Below are 20,243 nucleotides of genomic sequence, written 5' to 3'. Positions count from 1 at the left end.
TCCCCAACGGCAACTCCCCCAGCCGCACCCTGCCGATCCGCACCCGTTTCAGCCCCACCACCTTCAGCCCCACCAGTTCGCACATGCGCCGGATCTGGCGCTTGCGCCCTTCGTTGAGCACGAAGCGCAGCTGCTCGGGGTTCTGCCAGTCGACGCCGGCGGGCTTGAGCGGCCGGCCGTCCAGCGCCAGCCCATGCCGCAGCCGCGCCAATTGCGCCGCCGGGAATGCCGCCTGGACGTCGCGCGCGACCTCGCCGTAGCTCACGCGCACCAGGTACTCCTTGTCGATGGTGGAATCCTCGCCGATCAGCTGGCGCGCCACACGCCCGTCCTGCGTCAGCACCAGCAGTCCGGTCGAATCGATGTCCAGCCGGCCGGCCGGCGCGAGGCCGCGCAACTGCGCCGGCGAAAAGCGGTTGCGCGAAGGATCGCCCGACCAGTGGCTGCGCGGCTGCACCAGCGCCGCCGCCGGCTGGTAGCCGTCCTCGGCCTGGCCGCTGACATAGCCCACCGGCTTGTGCAGCAGGATGGTGACCTGCTGCCGTTGCTGGCCGCGGGCCTTCGGGTCCACCTCGATGTGCGCGGCCGGCGTCACCTGCAGGCCCATCGGCGCGACCTGCCCGTCCACGCGCACCCAGCCGCGCGCGATCCAGTCGTCGGCCTCGCGGCGCGAGCACAGGCCCAGTTCGGCCATGCGCTTGTTCAACCGGGTGGTGCCGGGGCCCGCGGAGTCGGTCATCTGGGCGGCGATTATCGGGCGCTCGCCGCCGCGTCCTGGCCGCTGTTGCGCAGCGCATCCAGGTCCAGGATGCGCACGCCGCCGTACTCGATGCGGATCGCCCGTTGCGCCTGCAACGCGCCCAGGGCCTCGTTGACGCGCTGCCGGGACAGCCCCACCAGGTAGGCCAGTTCCTGCTGAGTGATGCGCAGGACCTCGCCGACGCCCGGGTACAGCACCGGGTTGAACAGGGCGGCCAGGCTGCGCGCCACCCGCACGTCGGGGCTGGCCATGCGGTCGATCTCCAGCGCGGCGATGAACTGCGCCAGCCGCTCGTTGAGCTGGTTCATGACGAAGCGGTTGAAGCCGATCGAATGGTCCAGCAGCCAGTGGAAGGAGTCCACCGGCAGCCCCGCCACCACGCTGTTGCGCAGCGGCTGGATGTTGTAGCGATACGCCTCACGCTTGAGGGCCGTGCCCTCGCCGAACCAGCCGCCCGGCGGCACGCCGGTGAAGGTCATGGTCTGGCCCTGCTCGCTGTCGGTGCTCATCTTGAGCAGCCCCTCGATCACGCCGAACCAGTAGGTCACCGGCCGGCCGACCCGGCAGACGAAATCGCCGGGCCGGGCGTCGCCCACCGTGATCTGGCTGACCGCGCGTTCGTATTCCGGCGCCTGCAGCAGCCGCAGCCAGGGAATGCCGTCGAGCTCGGCGGTGGAGGGCCGGCGGCGGCGCTCGTGAAGTGGGACCAACACGCTCACTCGATCCATCTCCGTGCTGCGCTCATCCGGGAAAACACCCCTTAGGGAAACCCCGAAATTGTCGTCGCAAAGACAAGTCGGCGTCAAAGTCACTTCTAGCATTCGTGCCATTCACCGTCCGGCTTTTCGCCGGCCCAAGGACCTGGATGGACACCACCTTCCCCCGCCTGCTGCTCCAGCACGCCGCGCAGCGCCCGGCCGCGCCGGCGATGCGCGAGAAGGAATACGGCATTTGGCAAACCTTCAGCTGGTCCGACCTGGCCCGGCTGGTCGAGCGGCTTGCCTGCGGCCTGCACGAAGCCGGCCTGCGCCGCGGCGAGCACATGGTGGTGATCGGCGCCAATCGCCCGCGCCTGTACGCCACCATGCTGGCGGCGCAGTCGCTGGGCGCCATTCCGGTGCCGCTGTACCAGGACGCCGTGGCGGCCGAATGCGTTTTCCCGATCACCAACGCCGAAGTGCGCTTCGCGTTCGCCGAGGACCAGGAGCAGGTCGACAAGCTGCTGGAGATCCGGCCCCAATGCCCGCTCCTGAAGGCGATCTGGTACGACGATCCGCGCGGCCTGCGCAACTACAGCGAGCCCGGGCTGGCCTCGCTGGACCAGCTGGCCGAGGCCGGCGAGGCGTTTGCCGCCCGCACGCCCGGCTTCTTCAGGTCCGAAGTCGACAAGTCCACGCCCGACGATGTCGGGTCCATGTTCTTCACCTCCGGCACCACTGGCAACCCCAAGGGCGTGGTGCACACCCACCGCACGCTGCTGGACCGGGCCAGGGCCGGCGCCGACTTCGACAAGCTGACCGGGAAGGAGGAAGTGCTGGCCTACCTTCCGCCGGCCTGGATCGGGCAGAACATCTTCAGCTACGCCCAGTGGCTGGCCTGCGGCTACGTGGTCAACTGCCCCGAGTCGAGCAGCACGGTCATGATCGACCTCAAGGAGATCGGCCCCACCTATTACTTCGCGCCGCCCCGCGTGTTCGAGGGCCTGCTCACCACCGTGATGATCCGCATGGAGGACGCCGGCGCGCTCAAGCGCGGCATGTTCCACGCCTTCATGAAGCTGGCGCGCCGGGTCGGCCCCGCGCTGATGGACCGCCAGCGCGTGGGCCTGGCCGACCGCCTGCTGTACCGCCTGGGCGACGCCATGGTCTATGGGCCGCTGCGCAACAACCTGGGGTTCTCGCGCGTGCGCGTCGCGTACACCGCCGGCGAAGCGATCGGTCCCGACCTGTTCTCCTTCTACCGCTCCATCGGCATCAACCTCAAGCAGCTGTACGGCTCCACCGAGACGGCGGTGTTCGTCTGCCTGCAGCCGGACGACCAGGTCAAGGCCGACACGGTCGGCGTGCCGATCGACGGCGTGGAGATCAAGGTGGCCGACAACGGCGAGATCCTGGTGCGCTCCCCGGGGCTGCTCAAGGGCTACTACAAGAACCCGCAGGCCACCGCCGAGGTGCTCACCCCGGACGGCTGGTACCACACCAGCGACGCCGGCTTCATCGACGCGCAGGGCCACCTGAAGATCATCGACCGCGTCAAGGACGTCGGCCGCATCCACGGCGGCGCCAACGACGGCGCCATGTTCGCGCCCAAGTACGTGGAGAACAAGCTCAAGTTCTTCCCGCACGTCAAGGAAGCGGTGGCCTACGGCGACGGCCGCGAGAAGGTGTGCGTGATGATCAACATCGACTTCGAGGCGGTCGGCAACTGGGCCGAGCGGCGCAACCTGCCCTATGCCGGCTACACCGACCTGGCGCAAAAGCCCGAGGTGTACGAGCTGGTCAGGGAGTGCGTGGAGAAGGTCAATGCCGACCTCGCCGCCGACGAGAAGCTGGCCGGCTCGCAGATCAGCCGCTTCCTGGTGCTGCACAAGGAACTGGACGCCGACGACGGTGAACTGACCCGCACCAACAAGGTCCGCCGCGGCTTCATCGCCGAGAAGTACCAGGTGCTGATCGATGCCCTGTACGGCGGCAAGTCCGAGCAGTACGTGGAGACCCAGGTGAAATTCGAGGACGGCCGCACCGGCAAGGTCAGCGCCACGCTGAAGATCATGGATGCGCGCACCTTCGCCCCCGTCAAGGTGGCGGCATGAACATGATGACCGACGCGGCTTCCGCGCTTGCGCAGGAACAGGAGCAGGAGCAGGCCCCGGCGGTGCCGGCGCGCCGGCTCGGCGAGGTGATCCTGGACGTGAGGAACATCTCGCTGTCGTTCGGCGGCGTGAAGGCCCTGACCGACATCTCATTCGACGTGCGCGAGCACGAGATCCGCGCCATCATCGGCCCCAACGGGGCCGGCAAGAGCTCCATGCTCAACTGCATCAACGGCGTCTACCAGCCGCAGCAGGGCAGCATCACCTTCCGCGGCCAGACCTTCAGCCACATGAAGAGCCGCCAGGTGGCCGAGATGGGCATCGCCCGCACCTTCCAGAACCTGGCCCTGTTCAAGGGCATGAGCGTGCTGGACAACATCATGACCGGCCGCAACCTGCGCATCCGCAGCAACCTGTTCCTGCAGGCGCTGCGCATCGGCCCGGCCGAGCGCGAGGAGATCCGGCACCGCGAGTACGTCGAGCGGATCATCGACTTCCTGGAGATCCAGGCCTTCCGCAAGACGCCGGTCGGCCAGCTCCCCTACGGGCTGCAGAAGCGCGTGGACCTCGGGCGCGCGCTCGCCATGGAGCCCCAGGTGCTGCTGCTCGACGAGCCGATGGCGGGCATGAACCTGGAGGAAAAGCAGGACATGTGCCGCTTCGTGCTGGACGTCAACGACGAGTTCGGCACCACCGTGGTGCTGATCGAGCACGACATGGGCGTGGTGATGGACATCTCCGACCGGGTGGTGGTGCTGGACTACGGCAAGAAGATCGGTGACGGCCGGCCCGACGAAGTGCGCCGCAACCCGGACGTGATCAACGCCTACCTGGGGACTGCGCATTGAAGACCGCTCGGCTCATTGCGGGCTTGGCCCCCGACCGTGTCATTGCGGGCTGGACCCGCAATCCATTTCCCGCCGGCACATCACGCGCAGGGTCGTGCAAGCCCCTCGGGATGGATCCCGGCTTGCGCCGGGATGACATGAGTAGCGGCAAGGACCGCAAGGAACTGTGATGGGATTCTTCCTCGAAACCCTGCTCGGCGGCCTGATGGCCGGCATGCTGTATTCGCTGGTGGCGCTGGGCTTCGTGCTCATCTTCAAGGCCTCCGGCGTCTTCAACTTCGCCCAGGGCGCGATGGTGCTGTTCGGCGCCCTCGCCATGGCGCGCTTCGCCGAATGGATTCCGGGCTGGACCGGCGTCGAGAACAAGGTGGTCGTGAACGTGGCGGCCTTCGTCGTCGCCGGAGCCATCATGTTCGTGGTGGCATGGCTGGTCGAGGCGCTGGTGCTGCGCCACCTGGTCAACCAGGGCGAGGCCACGCTGCTGATGGCGACGCTGGGGATCGCCTACTTCCTCGAAGGCGCAGGCCAGACCCTGTTCGGCAGCAACATCTACTCGATCGACATCGGCATGCCCAAGGACCCGGTGATCGCCTTCGACAAGGTGTTCGAGGGCGGCATCCTGATCAACAAGGAAGACCTGATCGCCGCGCTGATCGCCGCCGCCCTGGTGCTGCTGCTGTCGGTGTTCTTCCAGAAGACCTCCACCGGCCGGGCCCTGCGGGCGGTGGCCGACGATCACCAGGCGGCGCAGTCCATCGGCATCCCGCTGTCGCGCATCTGGGTGATCGTCTGGTGCGTGGCCGGCGTGGTGGCCCTGGTCGCCGGGATGATCTGGGGCAGCAAGCTGGGCGTGCAGTTCTCGCTGGCGACCGTGGCGCTGCGCGCGCTGCCGGTGCTGATCCTCGGCGGGCTCACCTCGGTGCCCGGCGCCATCATCGGCGGCCTGATCATCGGCGTGGGCGAGAAGCTCTCCGAGGTGTACATCGGCCCGATGGTCGGCGGCGGCATCGAGATCTGGTTCGCCTACGTGCTGGCGCTGGGCTTCCTGCTGATCCGCCCGCAGGGCCTGTTCGGCGAAAAGATCATTGATCGCGTATGAAATACGCGATCAATGATCTTTCAGCGAAGACTAACTTTGCGAAGCAAAGTTAAGCGAAGCGTGTCGTAGCCAAAAGATCATCGACCTACAGATTACCCATGCTTTACCGCGAAAACGGCCAGTTCAAGACCAGCTACCGCGCCGACCAGCAGATCTTCCCGATCCAGCAGGACCGGCTGTTCATCCTGCTGCTGCTGGTGGTGGCGTTCGTCGTCGTGCCGGGCCTGGCCAGCGACTACCTGTTCCGCGCCATCCTGATCCCCTTCCTGATCATGTCCCTGGCGGCGCTGGGCGTGAACATCCTGGTGGGCTACTGCGGCCAGATCTCGCTGGGCTCCGGCGCCTTCATGGCGGTGGGGGCCTACGGCGCCTACAACTTCTTCGTGCGCATTCCCGGCCTGCCGCTCATTCCGGCGCTGTTGCTGGGCGGCCTGTGCGCCACCGCGTTCGGCATCCTGTTCGGCCTGCCCAGCCTGCGCGTCAAGGGGCTGTACCTGGCGGTCGCCACGCTGGCCGCGCAGTTCTTCTCCGACTGGATGTTCCTGCGCGTCAAGTGGCTGCTGAACGACTCGCCCTCGGGATCGGTGGGCGTGTCCAACCTGCAGGTGCTCGGCATGCCGATCGACAGCGCCGCCAGCCGCTACTGGTTCTGCCTGGCGATCCTGGTGGTCATGGCCCTGCTGGCCAAGAATCTGGTGCGCAGCGCGATCGGCCGCGAATGGATGGCCATCCGCGACATGGACGTGGCCGCCGCGGTGATCGGCATCCGCCCCATGTACGCCAAGCTCAGCGCCTTCGCGGTCAGCTCGTTCATCGTCGGCGTGGCCGGCGCGCTGTGGGCCTTCGTCTACCTGGGCACCTGGGAGCCGGCCGCCTTCTCGGTGGACCTGTCGTTCCGGCTGCTGTTCATGGTGATCATCGGCGGCCTGGGCTCGATCATGGGCGCGTTCTTCGGCGCCGCCTTCATCGTGGTCCTGCCGATCGTGCTGAACCAGGTGCTGCCGGTGCTCGCAGCGCTGGTCGGCGTGGAGTTCTCGACCACCGCCGTGTCGCATGCCGAGCTGATGATCTTCGGCGCGCTGATCGTGTGGTTCCTGGCGGTGGAGCCGCACGGGCTGGCCCGGCTGTGGTCCACGGGCAAGCAGAAGCTGCGGCTGTGGCCCTTCCCCCATTGATCGCGCCGATGCAAGCAAACCCCGTGCTCGCATTCACCGATGCGCCGGCCACCCTTCCCGGGTTTCACTGACGCTTCCCCGTTCGCTTCACCTCAGAAGGAGACATCCCATGAAGCTTCGTTCCCTCCTCACGGCCGCACTCGTGGCCGGCACCGCGCTGGCTTCGGCCCCCGCGGCGATGGCCCAGGCCAAGGAGCAGTTCTTCCCGCTGCTGTCCTACCGCACCGGCCCCTACGCGCCCAACGGCACGCCCTGGGCCAACGGCAAGCAGGACTACCTGAAGATGATCATGGCCCGCGACGGCGGCATCAACGGCGTCAAGCTCACCTGGGAAGAGTGCGAGACCGGCTACGCCACCGACCGCGGCGTGGAATGCTACGAGCGCCTCAAGAGCCGCCCGGGCGTGACGCTGATCGACCCGCAGTCCACCGGCATCACCTTCGCACTGACCGACAAGGCGCTGCACGACAAGATCCCGCTGCTGACCCTGGGCTACGGGCTGTCGATTTCCGCCGACGGCATGGCGTTCCCCTGGAACTTCGAGCTGATGGGCAGCTACTGGACCGGCGCCGACATCCTGATCCAGCACGTGGGCAAGAAGGAAGGCGGCCTCGACAAGCTCAAGGGCAAGAAGATCGCGCTGGTCTACCACGATTCGCCGTTCGGCAAGGAGCCGATCCCGCTGCTGCAGGAGCGGTCCCGCATGCACGGCTTCGAGCTGAGCCTGCTGCCGGTCACCGCGCCGGGCGTGGAACAGAAGGCCACCTGGCTGCAGGTACGCCAGCAACGCCCGGACTACGTCTTCCTGTGGGGCTGGGGGGTAATGAACTCCACGGCGCTGAAGGAAGCGCAGGCCACCGGCTACCCGCGCGAGAAGATGTACGGCGTATGGTGGGCCGGTGCCGAGCCTGACGTCAAGGACGTGGGCGCGGGCGCCAAGGGCTACAACGCGCTGGCGCTCAACCCCAGCAGCAAGGAGCCCAAGGTGATCCAGGACATCCTGAAGTACGTGCACGACAAGGGCCAGGGCACCGGTCCGCGCGATGAAGTCGGCCACGTGCTGTACACCCGCGGCGTGATCATCCAGATGCTCAGCCACGAAGCGGTCCGCCGCGCGCAGGAGCGTTTCGGCAAGGGCAAGGTCATGACGCCCGAGCAGGTGCGCTGGGGCCTGGAGAACCTGAACCTCGACCAGAAGCGGCTCGATGCCCTGGGCTTCAACGGCGTGATGCGCCCGCTGTCGACCAGTTGCACCGACCACCAGGGCTCCACCTGGGCGCGCATCCACACCTGGGACGGCAGCAAGTGGAACTTCACCAGCGACTGGTACCAGGCCGACGAGCAGATCCTCAAGCCGATGGTCAAGGCCGGGGCCGACAAGTACCTGGCCGACAAGAAGCTGCAGCGGCGCAACCCGTCGGAGTGCCAATCGGCAGGCTGAGCTGAGTTCCAGAACCCTCCCCGTCCCGGGGAGGGCCAGCGGCTCCTGGCGAGCCGCCAATCGAAAGGCCGCTCGCCTTTCGATTGGTGAAGACACCCCATGGACAAACCGAACATCGTATTGAACGTCAACGGCATCGAGGTCATCTACAACCACGTGATCCTGGTGCTCAAGGGCGTCTCGCTGCAGGTGCCCGAGGGCGGCATCGTCGCCCTGCTGGGCGGCAATGGCGCCGGCAAGACCACCACGCTGCGCGCCGTCTCCAACCTGCTCAGGGGCGAGCGCGGCGAAGTGACCAAGGGCTCGATCGAGCTGCGCGGCGAGCGCATCGAGAACCTGTCGCCGGCCGAACTGGTGCGCCGCGGCGTGGTGCAGGTGATGGAGGGCCGGCACTGCTTCGCCCACCTGACCATCGAGGAAAACCTGCTGACCGGCGCCTACACGCGCGCCAGCAAGTCCGAGATCGCGGCCAACCTGGAGAAGGTCTACGCCTACTTCCCGCGCCTGAAGACGCGCCGCACCTCGCAGGCGGCCTACACCTCCGGCGGCGAGCAGCAGATGTGCGCCATCGGCCGCGCGATCATGGCCAGCCCCAGCATGGTGCTGCTGGACGAACCCTCCATGGGCCTGGCACCCCAGATCGTGGAGGAGGTCTTCGAGATCGTGAAGGACCTCAACACCAAGGAGCGCGTGACCTTCCTGCTGGCCGAGCAGAACACCAACATGGCGCTGAAGTACTCCAGCTACGGCTACATCCTGGAGAGCGGCCGCATCGTGATGGATGGCCCGGCGCAGGAACTGGCCAGCAACGAGGACGTCAAGGAGTTCTACCTCGGCATGGGCGGCGGCGAGCGCAAGAGCTTCCGCGACGTCAAGAGCTACAAGCGGCGCAAGCGCTGGCTGGCATGACCCACCCCCGAAGCGCCTGCGGCGCTCCCCCCTCAGGGGGGCGCCACCGGCGGCCCGGCGGAGCCGGTTCCGCGGTGGCACTGGAAGCCGTCCGCAGCGTTGCGCCCCAGCAGATGATCTGCCCGCCCTGGAGAACTGAAAGCAAGGACGATCGATGAGCGAGTTCTTCGACGCGCTGGAAACGCGCGATCCGGCCGAGCGTGAGGCCGCCCTGCTGCGAGCGCTGCCCAGGCAGGTGGCGCATGCCAGGCAGGCCTCGGCCGCCATGGCCGCCATCCTGGATGGCGTGGACCCGGCCGCCGTGACTTCGCGCGAGGCCCTCGCCCGCCTGCCGGTCACGCGCAAGCACGAGTTGCTGGAGCGCCAGCGCGCCCACGTCGGCCGCGACCCGTTCGGCGGCTTTTCCGCGCTGGTGCGCGGGCCGGCCATGCCGCGCGTGTTCTCCTCGCCGGGGCCGATCTACGAACCCGAGGGCGGCACCCGCGACTACTGGCGCACCGGGCGCGCCCTGTTCGCCGCGGGCTTTCGCTCCGGCGACCTGGTGCACAACGCGTTCAGCTACCACATGACGCCGGGCGCCTTCATCATGGAAGCCGGCGCGCATGCGGTGGGCTGCAGCGTGTTCCCGGCCGGCATCGGCCAGACCGAACAGCAACTGCAGGCGATCGCCGAGCTGCGCCCGAACGCCTTCACCGGGACGCCCAGCTTCCTGCGCATCCTGCTGGAAAAGGCGCAGGAGACCGGCGCCGACATCGGCAGCCTGCGCAAGGCGGTGACCGGCGGCGAAGCACTGCCGGCCAGCCTGTGCGACTGGTTCGCGCAACGCGGCGTGGACGTCTACCAGAGCTACGCCACCGCCGACATCGGCCTGATCGCCTACGAAACATCGGCCCGCCAGGGCCTGGTGCTCAGCGAAGACATCCTGGTCGAAATCGTGCGGCCCGGCACCGGCGACCCGGTGACGGCGGGCGAAGTGGGCGAGCTGGTGGTCACCACGCTCAACCCGGCATACCCGCTGGTCCGTTTCGGCACCGGCGATCTCTCGGCGATGCTGCCCGGCACCTGCCCGAGTGGCCGCACCAACGCCCGCATCAAGGGCTGGATGGGCCGCGCCGACCAGACCACCAAGGTGCGCGGCATGTTCGTGCATCCGGGGCAGGTGGCCGACATCACGCGCCGCTTCCCCGAAGTGGTGAAGGCCCGGCTGGTGGTCAGTGGCGAGATGGCCAACGACCAGATGACGCTCAAGGTCGAGGCCGCTTCCTGGCCCCAGGGACTGGACGAACGCATCGCCGAGGCGATCCGCGACATCACCAAGTTGCGCGGCGACGTCGAATGCCTCGAGCCCGGCGCCCTTCCGAACGACGGCAAGGTGATCGAGGACGCCCGCAGCTACCGCTAGCCTGCAGCGCACCGGCCCGGGTTGATGCCCATCAACCGCGCGCCCGCCCATGGGTTTTTCACGAGCTGGCGGTACGTAATTCCCGCGATGGATCGCCCCCGCCCGCTCCCTATCATGGCGCCCACCCGAGACCAGGAGGCTCCATGAAGCTGCTCACCAAGACCCTCGTTCCGATCGCGCTGATGGCGGCTGCCGCCGCCGGCGCCCAGGACTTCCCCGCCAAGCCGATCACCATCGTCGTCCCGTTCGCGCCCGGTCCCACCGACCTGGTGGCCAGGCAGCTCGCCGAGGCCATGCGCAAGCCGCTGGGCAATGCGACCATCGTGATCGAGAACGCCGCCGGCGCCGGCGGCACGATCGGCGCCAACAAGGTCGCCCGGGCCCCGGCCGACGGCTACACGCTGCTCGTCTATCACATCGGCATGGCGACGTCGCCGGCGCTGTACCGCAACCTGCCGTACAAGCCGCTGGACGCCTTCGAATACGTCGGCCTGATCAACGAAGTCCCGATGACGCTGATCGGCCGCCCGACGCTGCCGGCCAACAACTGGGCCGAGCTGACCAAGTGGATGGAGTCCAACAAGGGCAAGATCAACCTCGCCAACGCCGGCCTGGGCGCCGCCTCGCACCTGTGCGGCCTGCTGTTCCAGAGCGCGCTCAAGCTGGACATGACCACGGTGCCGTACAAGGGCACGGGCCCCGCGCTGACCGACCTGATCGGCGGCCAGGTGGACCTGATGTGCGACCAGACCACCAACACGACGGCGCAGATCGAAGGCAAGAAGGTCAAGGCCTTTGCCGTCACCACGGACCAGCGCCTGAAGACGGCCGCCCTGAAGGACCTGCCCACGCTGCAGGAAGTCGGCCTGAAGGACTTCGAAGTGAACATCTTCCACGGCCTGTACGCACCCAAGGGCACGCCGGCGCCGGTGCTCAAGAAACTCAACGACGCCCTGAAGGTCGCGCTGAAGGATCCCGACTTCCTGCGCCGCCAGGGGGAACTGGGCGCGGTGGTCGTCAACGACAACCGGGTCGAGCCGGCCGAGCACAAGAAATTCGTCGCCTCCGAAATCAACAAGTGGACCCCGGTGATCCGCGCCGCCGGCGTCTACGCCGACTGACGCGGGCACCCCGGGCCCTTGCCGCGCAAAGCCGCCTTCGGGCGGCTTTTTTCATGGTGCCGGCAGCCGTCGTGCACTCCGCAGCCGGGCCACGGCGGGCCAACCCGGGCCTGCTGCGCGCAAACGCGACTCACGCAAACCGCGCAGCGATGGCATCATGCGCCTCCCGCGACAGCTTCGAACAAGCAGGAGACAAGCATGACCGCCACCCGCCTTCCACGGCGCCACGTGCTGGCGCTGGCCGCCGCCACCGCCGCGGCCTTCGCTGCGCCCGCCTGGGCGCAGTCCGACTGGCCCAGCAAGCCGGTGCGCATCGTCGTGCCGTTCGCGCCCGGCGGCACCACCGACATCCTGGCGCGTGCCATCTCGGTGGAGCTGGGCAAGGCCTTCAACCAGTCCTTCGTGGTCGACAACAAGCCGGGCGCCGGCGGCAACATCGGCGCCGACCTGGTCGCCAAGGCCGCGCCGGACGGCTACACGATCCTGATGGGAACCGTCGGCACCCAGAGCATCAACAAGTGGCTGTATGCGCGCATGCCGTTCGACCCGCAGAAGGACTTCACGCCGATCACGCTGGTGGCCGCCGTGCCCAACGTGATGGTGGTGCCGGTGGAGAAGGCGCGCGCCAACAACATCAACTCGGTGGCGGATTTCATCCGCTACGCCAAGGCCAACCCCGGCAAGCTGAACATGGCCTCCAGCGGCAACGGCACCTCGATCCACCTGGCCGGCGAGCTGTTCAAGGCGATGACCGGGACCTACATGGTGCACTTCCCCTTCCGCGGCTCCGGCCCGGCGCTGCTGGCGCTGATCGGCGGCGAGATGGACGTCATGTTCGACAACCTGCCCGCCTCCATGCCGCACATCAAGGCCGGCAAGCTCAAGGCGCTGGCCGTCACCAGCGCGCAGCCTTCGGCGGCGCTGCCCGGCGTTCCCACGGTGGAACAGGCCGGCAACCTCAAGGGCTACGAGGCCAGTTCCTGGTTCGGGCTGCTCGGGCCCGCCGGCCTGCCGCCCGAGATCGCCAACCGCATCCAGCAGGAGGTGGCCCGGGCGCTGAGCGCGCCCGAGCTGAAGGAAAAGCTGCTGGCCCAGGGCGCCATTCCCAGCGGCAACACCCCGCAGCAGTTCGCCGCACACATCGATGCCGAACTGAAGAAGTGGCAGCCGGTGGTGAAGGCGTCGGGCGCGAAGGTCGACTGATCCGCCGATCGCCCGCAGCCGCGGGCGCTTCCGTTCGCGCGGAATAACATGCAGCGCGAACACCTGTTGGGCGAGGATCCGGCTTCGCCGGTCCTCGCCCGACTGACTGGAAGGCCACTCGGAAAACGCGCAGCGCTTTCCGAGTGACTCCTACACGCCCCAGACGATTTCCTTGCCGGCTTTCTGGCAGCGCGTGAGCATGTCGATGAACGGCAATGCACGCTGGCGCAGGGACACCTCCGCGAACGTGGGCGGCACCTCGCCCTTGGCCCGGGCCTCCTCGACCAACGCCTGCTGTTCGGCTTCTTCCCTCACGATCGCCGCCTCCAGGGCCTGGATGGCGGCGGGCATCTGCTGCGTTTCGATGATGCCCTTGGGTGCGGGATCCTTGCCGATGATTTCCAGCACCCGGCGGCCGTTGGGCTCGAGCATGATCAGGTCGCCGGCCGCCTTGCTTTTGAACTTGTAGAGCATCAGCTTGTGTAGATGTAGGCGCGGTTGAACGGATACGCCGATTGTGCGCCGCGCAGGGAGCCGGTCTCCGCCTTGCCGTCGGGCCGCGCAGCCAGCACCTGGTGCAGCGATATCCAGCCCTGCTCGAAGCTCATGGCGCAGCCGGCCAGGTACAGCCGATAGGCGCGCAGCACCTTGGCGGCATTGCGCTCGCTGCCCGTGCTCTCCAGCACGCGGCGCGCCTCATCCAGCCGGTCTTCCAGCGCATCCGACCAGGCCCACAGCGTGCGGGCGTAGTGCGGCCGCAGGTTCTCGGTGTCCACCATCTCCAGCCCCGCCAGCGACAGCTCGCGCAGCACGTGGCTGACGTGCAGCAGCTCGCCGCCGGGGAAGATGTACTTCTCGATGAAGTCGCCCATCCCCGCACCCAGTTGCGAAGTGGCCACGCCGCCTGCGGTGATGCCGTGGTTCATCACCAGTCCGCCGGGCCGCAGCAGCCGCAGGACCTTGCCGAAGTAGACCGGCATGTTGGCGCTGCCGACGTGCTCGAACATGCCCACCGATGCGATCTTGTCGTACCCCTGGCTCTCGTCGAGCTCGCGGTAGTCGCGCAGCTCCATGCGCACCCGGCCCCTCAAACCCTTTTCCTCGATCAGCCGGTTGACGTGGGCATGCTGGTTCTTCGACAGCGTGATGCCGGTGGCGTCGACGCCGTAGTGCTCGGCCGCCCACAGCAGCAGGCCGCCCCACCCGGCGCCGATGTCCAGCAGGCGCTCGCCCGGCCGCAGCATCAGCTTGCGGCAGATGTGGTCGATCTTGGATTCCTGCGCCTGCGCCAGCGACATGCCGGCTTCGCGGTAGTACGCGCAGGAATAGACGCGCCTCGGATCCAGCCAGAGCGCATAGAAATCGTCCGAAACGTCGTAGTGGAACTGGATCTTCTCGGCGTCCTTCTGCGGCGAGGAGTGCGCCGCCAGCGACTTGGCGTGCCGCACGACCTGGGTCCACCAGCCGGTGTCGCTGCCCACCGGGCTGCCCGGCAGCAGGTGGGCCGCGGCGGCCATCAGGTCGCGCATGCGGCCCTGCACCTCCACGCGGCCCTCGACGATGTCCTCGGCGAGCTTGCCGATCTGTCCCGCCGCCAGCACCGCCACGCCCGACCAGTCGGACGCCGCCAGGGTGACGCAGGCCTGGGACGGCCCCAGCCGCTTGCCTCCGGGCAGGACCAGCGCGACCGGCACGGGCAGCGACTCGAGTTGCGCTGCGATCTTTCGCTCGAGGGGTTCCATGCGCAATTTCTGCCACTCATCCGCGCGGCGGTCAACTGCTCAGCTGTAGGACGGCTTCGCTTCTTCCAATTGACAGCAATTACTTGAGGTTTAAACTATTTAGACCTTCACTCCTTCGACACGCCCCATGGACATGGAAGCACGGGCGCACAGCGAGCACCCGGAGGCGCTGCGGCTGTGGCTGCGGCTGCTGACCTGCACCCAGCTGGTGGAAAAGCAGCTGCGCACCCGGCTGCGCGAGCGGTTCGACACGACGCTGCCGCGCTTCGACCTGATGGCGCAGCTCGAGCGTGCCCCCGAGGGCCTGAAGATGAACGAGCTGTCGCGCCGCATGATGGTCACCGGCGGCAACGTCACCGGCATCACCGACCAGCTCGTGCAGGAGGGGCTGGTCGACCGGGTCGACGTCGAAGGCGACCGCCGCGCCTACCGCGTGCGGCTCACCGCCAAGGGCCGCAAGCTGTTCAACGAAATGGCGCAGCAGCACGAGGAATGGATCGTGCAGGCCTTCTCGGCCCTCTCCGACCGGGACCTCGCCACCTTGCACCGGCTGCTGGGCAAGGTGAAGGAGCACACGCTCGAGCGTGGCCAGCAGCCGGCCTGAACCCAGGAACACCGATGTCAGCACAGACAGACCGATTTGTCCACGACCGCCTGCCCCCGCGCGAGCAGTGGCCGCAAATGTGCTACGACCTGCCGGAACTGCGCCTGCCCGAGCGCCTGAACCTGGTCGAGGAACTGCTCGACAAGGCCGCCGCGCGGGGTTGGGGCGACCGGCCCATGCTGCGCTCGCCCAAGATCACGCTGAGCTATGCCGATGCACGCGAGCGGGTCGACCGCATCGCCCGCGTGCTGGTGGAGGACCTGGGCCTGGTGCCCGGCAACCGGGTGCTGCTGCGAGGCGGCAACTCGATCGGCATGGCACTGGCCTGGCTGGCGGTGGTCAAGGCGGGCCTGGTGGCCGTGGCCACCATGCCGCTGCTGCGCGCGCGCGAGCTGGGCGAGATCATCGACAAGGCCCAGCCCGCCGTGGCCCTGTGCGACGCCAGGCTGCTGGACGAGATGGAGAAGGCGCGCGAAGGCCGGCCGGTGCTGCGCGAGATCATCCCCTTCAACGCACCCGGCCAACCCGGCACGCTGGCGGTGCGCGCGGCGCAGAAGGATGGCGATTTCCCGGCCTGCCCGACGTCGGGCGACGACATCGCCCTGCTGGCATTCACCTCGGGCACCACCGGCAAGCCCAAGGCTGCCGTGCACTCGCACCGTGACGTGCTGGCCTCCTGCGAGGCCTGGCCGCGCCACGTGCTCAAGGCCACGCCGGACGACATCGTGATGGGCTCTCCGCCACTGGCCTTCACCTTCGGCCTGGGCGGCCTGCTGGTGTTCCCGATGTGGGCCGGCGCCTCGGTCTACTTCCCCGACATCCCGTACACGCCGGAGGCCATGGTCAAGCTGATCGGCGAGGTCGGCGCCACCATCTGCTACACGGCGCCGACCTTCTACCGCCAGATGGCGCCGTTCGCCCGGCAGCACGGCGTGCCCACCCTGCGCCAGTGCGTCAGCGCCGGCGAGGGCCTGCCCGACGCCACCCGCCAGCTGTGGAAGCAGGCCACCGGCATCGAGATGTGCGACGGCATCGGCGCCACCGAGATGTTCCACATCTTCATCTCCTCCGCCGGCGCCGACGTGCGCCCCGGCGCGATCGGCAAGGCGGTGCCGGGCTACCAGGCCAAGGTGGTCGACGACGACGGCAAGGAAGTGCCGCACGGCACGGTGGGCAAGCTGGCCGTGATCGGCCCGACCGGCTGCCGTTACCTGGACGATGCGCGGCAGTCCAACTACGTGCAGGACGGCTGGAATTTCCCCGGCGACGCTTTCGTGCAGGACGCCGACGGCTACTTCTTCTACCAGGCGCGCGCCGACGACATGATCATCACGGCGGGCTACAACGTCGGCGGTCCGGAAGTGGAAGACGCCCTGCTGCGCCACCCGGCCGTGGCCGAGTGCGGCGTGATCGGCAAGCCCGACGAGGACCGCGGCATGATCGTCAAGGCCTTCTGCGTGCTCAAGCCGGGCCACCAGCCCGGGCCGGAGATGGTGCGCATCCTGCAGGACCACGTGAAGGCCACGATCGCGCCCTACAAGTACCCGCGCGAAATCGAGTTCATGGCCAGCCTGCCGCGCACCGAGACCGGCAAGCTGCAGCGCTTCAAGCTGCGGCAGGGGCAGGCCTAGCCGGCCGGACTGCCCGCCGGCGGAGCGGATGGACGGGCCCGGGGCCGAACCGGGCCATCGAGGCCTTCCGGCGCTGGCTTCGACATGCTTACACTCCCTGCGGGAGTACCTCCATGCCCGCGTACGCATTCGAAGCACTGGACGCGCAGGGCGCCACCCGGCGCGGCGTCCTGGAAGCCGATACCGCCAAGGCGGCGCGCGGACAACTGCGCTCGCAGTCGCTGGTCCCGCTGGAGGTACGGCCGGTGGCCGCCGGCGGCACCGGCGGTGCGCTCGGCACGCGCTGGAGCCGGCGGGTGTTCGGCGACACCCAGCTGGCCGTCTGGACCCGGCAGCTGGCCGGGCTCGTGAGCTCGGGGCTGCAACTGGAGCGGGCGCTCACCGCCCTGTCGGACGAGGCGCCCGGCGAGGCCGAGCGCCACCTGGTGGCCGCGCTGCGGGCGGAAGTGAACGCCGGTGCCACGTTCGCATCGGCCCTGGCCCATTTCCCGCGCGAGTTCTCCGACATCTACATCGCGGTGGTCAGCGCCGGCGAGCAGAGCGGGCACCTGGGCATGGTGCTGGAGCGACTGGCCGACGACCTGGAGAACCGGCAGGCGCTGAAGGCCAAGCTGACCGGGGCTGCGCTGTATCCGGCGATCGTGACGGTGGTGGCGCTGGCCATCGTCGTCTTCCTGGTGACCTATGTGGTGCCGCAGGTGGCCAACGTGTTCGCCGGCACGAAGCGCGGGCTGCCGTTCCTGACGGTCGCCATGCTGGGCTTGAGTGCCCTCGTCCGCGAGTGGGGCTGGATCTTCGGTGTCCTGCTGCTGGGCGGGGGGATCGTCCTGCGGACCCTGCTGAAGAACGAGCGTTTCCGCGAGCGATTCGACGCCGGCTGGCTCTCGCTGCCGGTCCTGGGCCGCCTCGCCCGTGGGTACAACAGTGCGCAGTTCGGCAACACGCTCGCGATGCTCACCGCAGCGGGCGTTCCGATCCTGCGGGCGCTGCAGGCTGCCGCCGAAACGCTGAACAACCGGGCCATGCGCGCCGACGCGATGGATGCGCTGGTGCTGGTGCGCGAGGGCGCGCCGCTGGCTTCGGCGCTGGCACAGAAGAAGCGCTTCCCCGGCCTGCTGGCCATGTTCGCACGGCTGGGCGAGCAGACCGGCCAGCTGCCCGTGATGCTGCAGCGCGCGGCCAACCAGCTCGGCAACGAGGTGCAGCGCCGCGCCATGCAGCTGGCCACGGTGCTGGAGCCGCTGCTGATCGTGGGCATGGGGCTGGTCGTCATGCTGATCGTGCTGGCGGTGCTGCTGCCCATCATCCAGCTCAACCAGCTGGTGCGTTGAAGACCATCCGGAGGGGACCTTGAGCGTATTTTCGGACGACCGCCTGGTCGTCGCCATCTCGTCGCGGGCGCTGTTCAACTTCGAGGAGGAGAACCGCATCTTCGAGAGCGGCGACGCCCGGGCCTACATGGCGCTGCAACTCGACCGGCTGGACCAGCCGGCCCGCCCGGGCATCGCCTTCTCGCTGATCCAGAAGCTGCTGGCCTTCAACGACACCACGGCGCAGCGGGTCGAGGTGGTGATCCTTTCGCGCAACGACCCGGTCTCGGGCATGCGCATCTTCCGGTCCGGCAATGCCAACCGCATCAAGCTGGAGCGCGGGGTGTTCACCCAGGGCCGCTCGCCGTTCCGCTACCTGCGGCCGCTGCGCGCGCACCTGTTCCTGTCGGCCAATGCCGACGACGTGCGCGAAGCGCTGGCGGCCGGCTTTCCCGCGGCGCGCGTGCTGACGGACTCCGTCCAGGCCGGCGACAACTACCCGAACGAAGTGCGCATCGCCTTCGACGGCGACGCCGTGCTGTTCTCCGACGAGGCCGAGCGGGTGTTCCAGAGCGAAGGGCTGGACGCGTTCCAGCAGCACGAGTCGAGCAAGGCGCTGCAGCCGCTGCCTGACGGGCCGTTCAAGCCGTTGCTGGCGGCGCTGCACCGGCTGCAGGCGGCCGGCACGCCGGCGATGAAGATCCGCACGGCGCTGGTCACGGCGCGCAGCGCGCCGGCCCACGAGCGCGCCATCCGCACGCTGATGCAGTGGAACATCCACGTCGACGAGGCGATGTTCCTGGGCGGCCTGCCCAAGGGCGAGTTCCTGCGCGAGTTCGAGCCCGACTTCTTCTTCGACGACCAGACCCGGCACGTGTCGCATGCCGCGCAGCACGTGCCCTCCGGTCACGTCGCCGGCGGCATCGCCAACGAAGCGTGAAAAGGCCGGTGCGCCCGGGCGGCGACGGGCGTCAGGCCGGCACCCGGCCGCGCGCTTCCCGGTGCGCGATCCAGACGGTGGAGGCGCAGATCACGGCCCCGCCGGCCAGCGTCCAGCGGCTGGGCAGGTCGGCGAACACGAGCCAGCCGAGCACGGTCGCCCACACGAGGTCGAGGAACTTGACCGACTGCGTCGCCGAGATGTCGGCCACGCTGTAGGAGCGCGCCAGGCAGTAGTGGCCCACGCTGCCGAGGACACCGCAGGCGATGAACAGCAGCCACTGCACGGCGCTGGGCCAGCTCCAGTGCAGCAGCGCCAGGGGCAGGCTGAAGGCCGTGACGGTGATCGCCTGCCAGGCGACGATGACTTCGGGACGCTCGTAGCGGGTCAGCGCCTTGGTGATCAGGAACGACGCGGCGAACACCGGCGACGAAGCCAGCATCACCACCGCATACCAGCCGCCGCTGCCCGTGAGCTGCGGCGCCACCACCGTCAGCACGCCGGCAAATCCCACGAGCGATGCGGCCCAGCGCTCCCAGCGCATCGCCTCCCTGAACAGCAGGACCGCGCCGATCATGATGAAGATCGGCGTGGTGAAGCCGATCGCGGTGGTGTCGGCCAGCGTGATGTGCGGCACGGCGATGAACCACAGGCACAGCCCGGCGGTGTGCACCGCGCCCCGGGTGAACTGCCCGCCGACGTTCCTGGGCCGCCAGGTCGACCAGCCGCCGCGCGCCATCAGCGGCAGCAGTACGCCCAGTGCCGCCAGGTAGCGCAGGAACTGGGTCTGGAAGGGATCCAGCTGCATCGCCAGCTTGCGCATCAGGGTGTTCAGCAGCACGAACAGCAGGCCCGCGCCGGTGGACCACAGCAGCCCGCGCAGGGCGGGCGGCAGGCGCTCGGCGCGACGCTGCGCGAGCCAGGCCCGGCGCACCCAGGGGTGGCGCTGCCAGCTGCCGGCCCTGCCTTCAGCCGGCATGTGTCGTTTCCATCGGCCCCGACTATAGGGGCTTCAGGGCGGGTTCGCGTCGGGCCGGCCCTGGATCAGGCCGGGAGGAGCCGCGCCGGCAGCGCGTTGCGCACCGAAGTGCCCGACACCGCATCCACCCAGACGGAGCGGCCTTCGTAGGCCGGATCGGCCAGCCCCACGTCGTTGATGTTGATGCCGGCGGCCAGCTGCGGCTGGTGCGGCAGCGTCTTGCCCCCGATGCGGTGGGCGCACGCCGAACTCGCGGTGGCCGTAGCC

18 protein-coding genes are annotated in these 20,243 nt (G+C 68.6%); 13 read left to right on the top strand and 5 right to left on the bottom strand.

Annotated features, from left to right (window positions below; all coding sequences use genetic code 11):
• Nucleotides 1–739: pseudouridine synthase (locus V6M57_RS11860; protein WP_332815197.1), on the bottom strand; the 739-nt coding region annotated here is incomplete at its 3' end.
• 11 nt (nucleotides 740–750) lie between these two features.
• Entirely contained in the window at nucleotides 751–1,473 is a 723-nt protein-coding gene (locus V6M57_RS11855; RefSeq protein ID WP_442968822.1) for a Crp/Fnr family transcriptional regulator, read from the bottom strand.
• Nucleotides 1,474–1,625: 152 nt separating this feature from the next.
• Between V6M57_RS11855 and V6M57_RS11850 the strand changes: the two genes are divergently transcribed.
• The 9 genes from V6M57_RS11850 (at nucleotide 1,626) to V6M57_RS11810 (ending at nucleotide 12,770) form a co-directional block, all read left to right on the top strand.
• The gene (locus V6M57_RS11850; protein ID WP_332815195.1) at nucleotides 1,626–3,572 is read left to right on the top strand and encodes an AMP-dependent synthetase/ligase; all 1,947 of its coding nucleotides are present in this window, start codon (nucleotides 1,626–1,628) and stop codon (nucleotides 3,570–3,572) included.
• A complete protein-coding gene (locus V6M57_RS11845) occupies nucleotides 3,569–4,420 on the top strand; it encodes an ABC transporter ATP-binding protein (RefSeq protein WP_442968821.1) in 852 nt (283 codons plus the stop codon). The genes V6M57_RS11850 and V6M57_RS11845 overlap by 4 nt, the downstream gene beginning before the upstream one ends.
• Before the next feature lie 169 nt (nucleotides 4,421–4,589).
• Nucleotides 4,590–5,519: a branched-chain amino acid ABC transporter permease gene (locus V6M57_RS11840; protein ID WP_332815194.1), complete on the top strand. Its 930-nt coding sequence runs from the start codon at nucleotides 4,590–4,592 to the stop codon at nucleotides 5,517–5,519.
• 98 nt (nucleotides 5,520–5,617) lie between these two features.
• A complete protein-coding gene (locus V6M57_RS11835) occupies nucleotides 5,618–6,694 on the top strand; it encodes a branched-chain amino acid ABC transporter permease (protein ID WP_332815193.1) in 1,077 nt (358 codons plus the stop codon).
• 109 nt (nucleotides 6,695–6,803) lie between these two features.
• Nucleotides 6,804–8,135, top strand: a complete 1,332-nt coding sequence (locus tag V6M57_RS11830; RefSeq protein ID WP_332815192.1) for an ABC transporter substrate-binding protein — start codon at nucleotides 6,804–6,806, stop codon at nucleotides 8,133–8,135.
• 99 nt (nucleotides 8,136–8,234) lie between these two features.
• Nucleotides 8,235–9,044, top strand: coding sequence for an ABC transporter ATP-binding protein (locus V6M57_RS11825; protein ID WP_332815191.1), 810 nt, complete (start codon nucleotides 8,235–8,237; stop codon nucleotides 9,042–9,044).
• Nucleotides 9,045–9,198: 154 nt separating this feature from the next.
• Nucleotides 9,199–10,446, top strand: a complete 1,248-nt coding sequence (locus tag V6M57_RS11820) for a phenylacetate--CoA ligase family protein (protein WP_332815190.1) — start codon at nucleotides 9,199–9,201, stop codon at nucleotides 10,444–10,446.
• Between the two features lie 182 nt (nucleotides 10,447–10,628).
• Nucleotides 10,629–11,567 (top strand): tripartite tricarboxylate transporter substrate-binding protein, encoded by a 939-nt coding sequence (locus tag V6M57_RS11815; RefSeq protein ID WP_442968823.1) that lies wholly within the window; start codon nucleotides 10,629–10,631, stop codon nucleotides 11,565–11,567.
• 198 nt (nucleotides 11,568–11,765) lie between these two features.
• Entirely contained in the window at nucleotides 11,766–12,770 is a 1,005-nt protein-coding gene (locus V6M57_RS11810; RefSeq protein WP_332815188.1) for a Bug family tripartite tricarboxylate transporter substrate binding protein, read from the top strand.
• A 150-nt stretch (nucleotides 12,771–12,920) separates the two neighbouring features.
• Here the strand turns inward: V6M57_RS11810 and V6M57_RS11805 are convergent, their stop codons facing one another.
• Both V6M57_RS11805 and V6M57_RS11800 read right to left on the bottom strand, forming a co-directional pair.
• Complete coding sequence (locus V6M57_RS11805; protein ID WP_332815187.1) at nucleotides 12,921–13,244, bottom strand: DUF1840 domain-containing protein; 324 nt, start codon at nucleotides 13,242–13,244, stop codon at nucleotides 12,921–12,923.
• Nucleotides 13,244–14,512: a class I SAM-dependent methyltransferase gene (locus V6M57_RS11800; protein ID WP_332815186.1), complete on the bottom strand. Its 1,269-nt coding sequence runs from the start codon at nucleotides 14,510–14,512 to the stop codon at nucleotides 13,244–13,246. The genes V6M57_RS11805 and V6M57_RS11800 overlap by 1 nt, the downstream gene beginning before the upstream one ends.
• Before the next feature lie 127 nt (nucleotides 14,513–14,639).
• Here V6M57_RS11800 and V6M57_RS11795 point away from each other — a divergent pair, with 127 nt between their 5' ends.
• From V6M57_RS11795 to V6M57_RS11780, 4 genes are all read left to right on the top strand, one after another.
• Nucleotides 14,640–15,116: a MarR family winged helix-turn-helix transcriptional regulator gene (locus V6M57_RS11795; protein ID WP_332815185.1), complete on the top strand. Its 477-nt coding sequence runs from the start codon at nucleotides 14,640–14,642 to the stop codon at nucleotides 15,114–15,116.
• Between the two features lie 14 nt (nucleotides 15,117–15,130).
• The gene (locus V6M57_RS11790) at nucleotides 15,131–16,747 is read left to right on the top strand and encodes an AMP-binding protein (RefSeq protein ID WP_332815184.1); all 1,617 of its coding nucleotides are present in this window, start codon (nucleotides 15,131–15,133) and stop codon (nucleotides 16,745–16,747) included.
• A 113-nt stretch (nucleotides 16,748–16,860) separates the two neighbouring features.
• Nucleotides 16,861–18,078, top strand: coding sequence for a type II secretion system inner membrane protein GspF (gspF, locus tag V6M57_RS11785; RefSeq protein ID WP_332815183.1), 1,218 nt, complete (start codon nucleotides 16,861–16,863; stop codon nucleotides 18,076–18,078).
• 19 nt (nucleotides 18,079–18,097) lie between these two features.
• Nucleotides 18,098–18,997 carry a 5'-nucleotidase gene (locus tag V6M57_RS11780; protein WP_332815182.1) on the top strand — a complete coding sequence of 300 codons (900 nt, stop codon included), beginning with the start codon at nucleotides 18,098–18,100 and terminating at the stop codon, nucleotides 18,995–18,997.
• 31 nt (nucleotides 18,998–19,028) lie between these two features.
• On the opposite strand, the gene V6M57_RS11775 is transcribed toward V6M57_RS11780, so the two are convergent.
• Nucleotides 19,029–19,976 (bottom strand): DMT family transporter, encoded by a 948-nt coding sequence (locus tag V6M57_RS11775; RefSeq protein ID WP_332815181.1) that lies wholly within the window; start codon nucleotides 19,974–19,976, stop codon nucleotides 19,029–19,031.
• Nucleotides 19,977–20,243 lie beyond the last annotated feature (267 nt).

Origin of the sequence: Ramlibacter sp. (genome assembly GCF_036676645.1) — a bacterium.
Classification (GTDB): domain Bacteria; phylum Pseudomonadota; class Gammaproteobacteria; order Burkholderiales; family Burkholderiaceae_C; genus Ramlibacter.
Note: the sequence above shows the minus strand (reverse complement) of the source record. Positions and strands in the feature narration are given on the sequence as shown.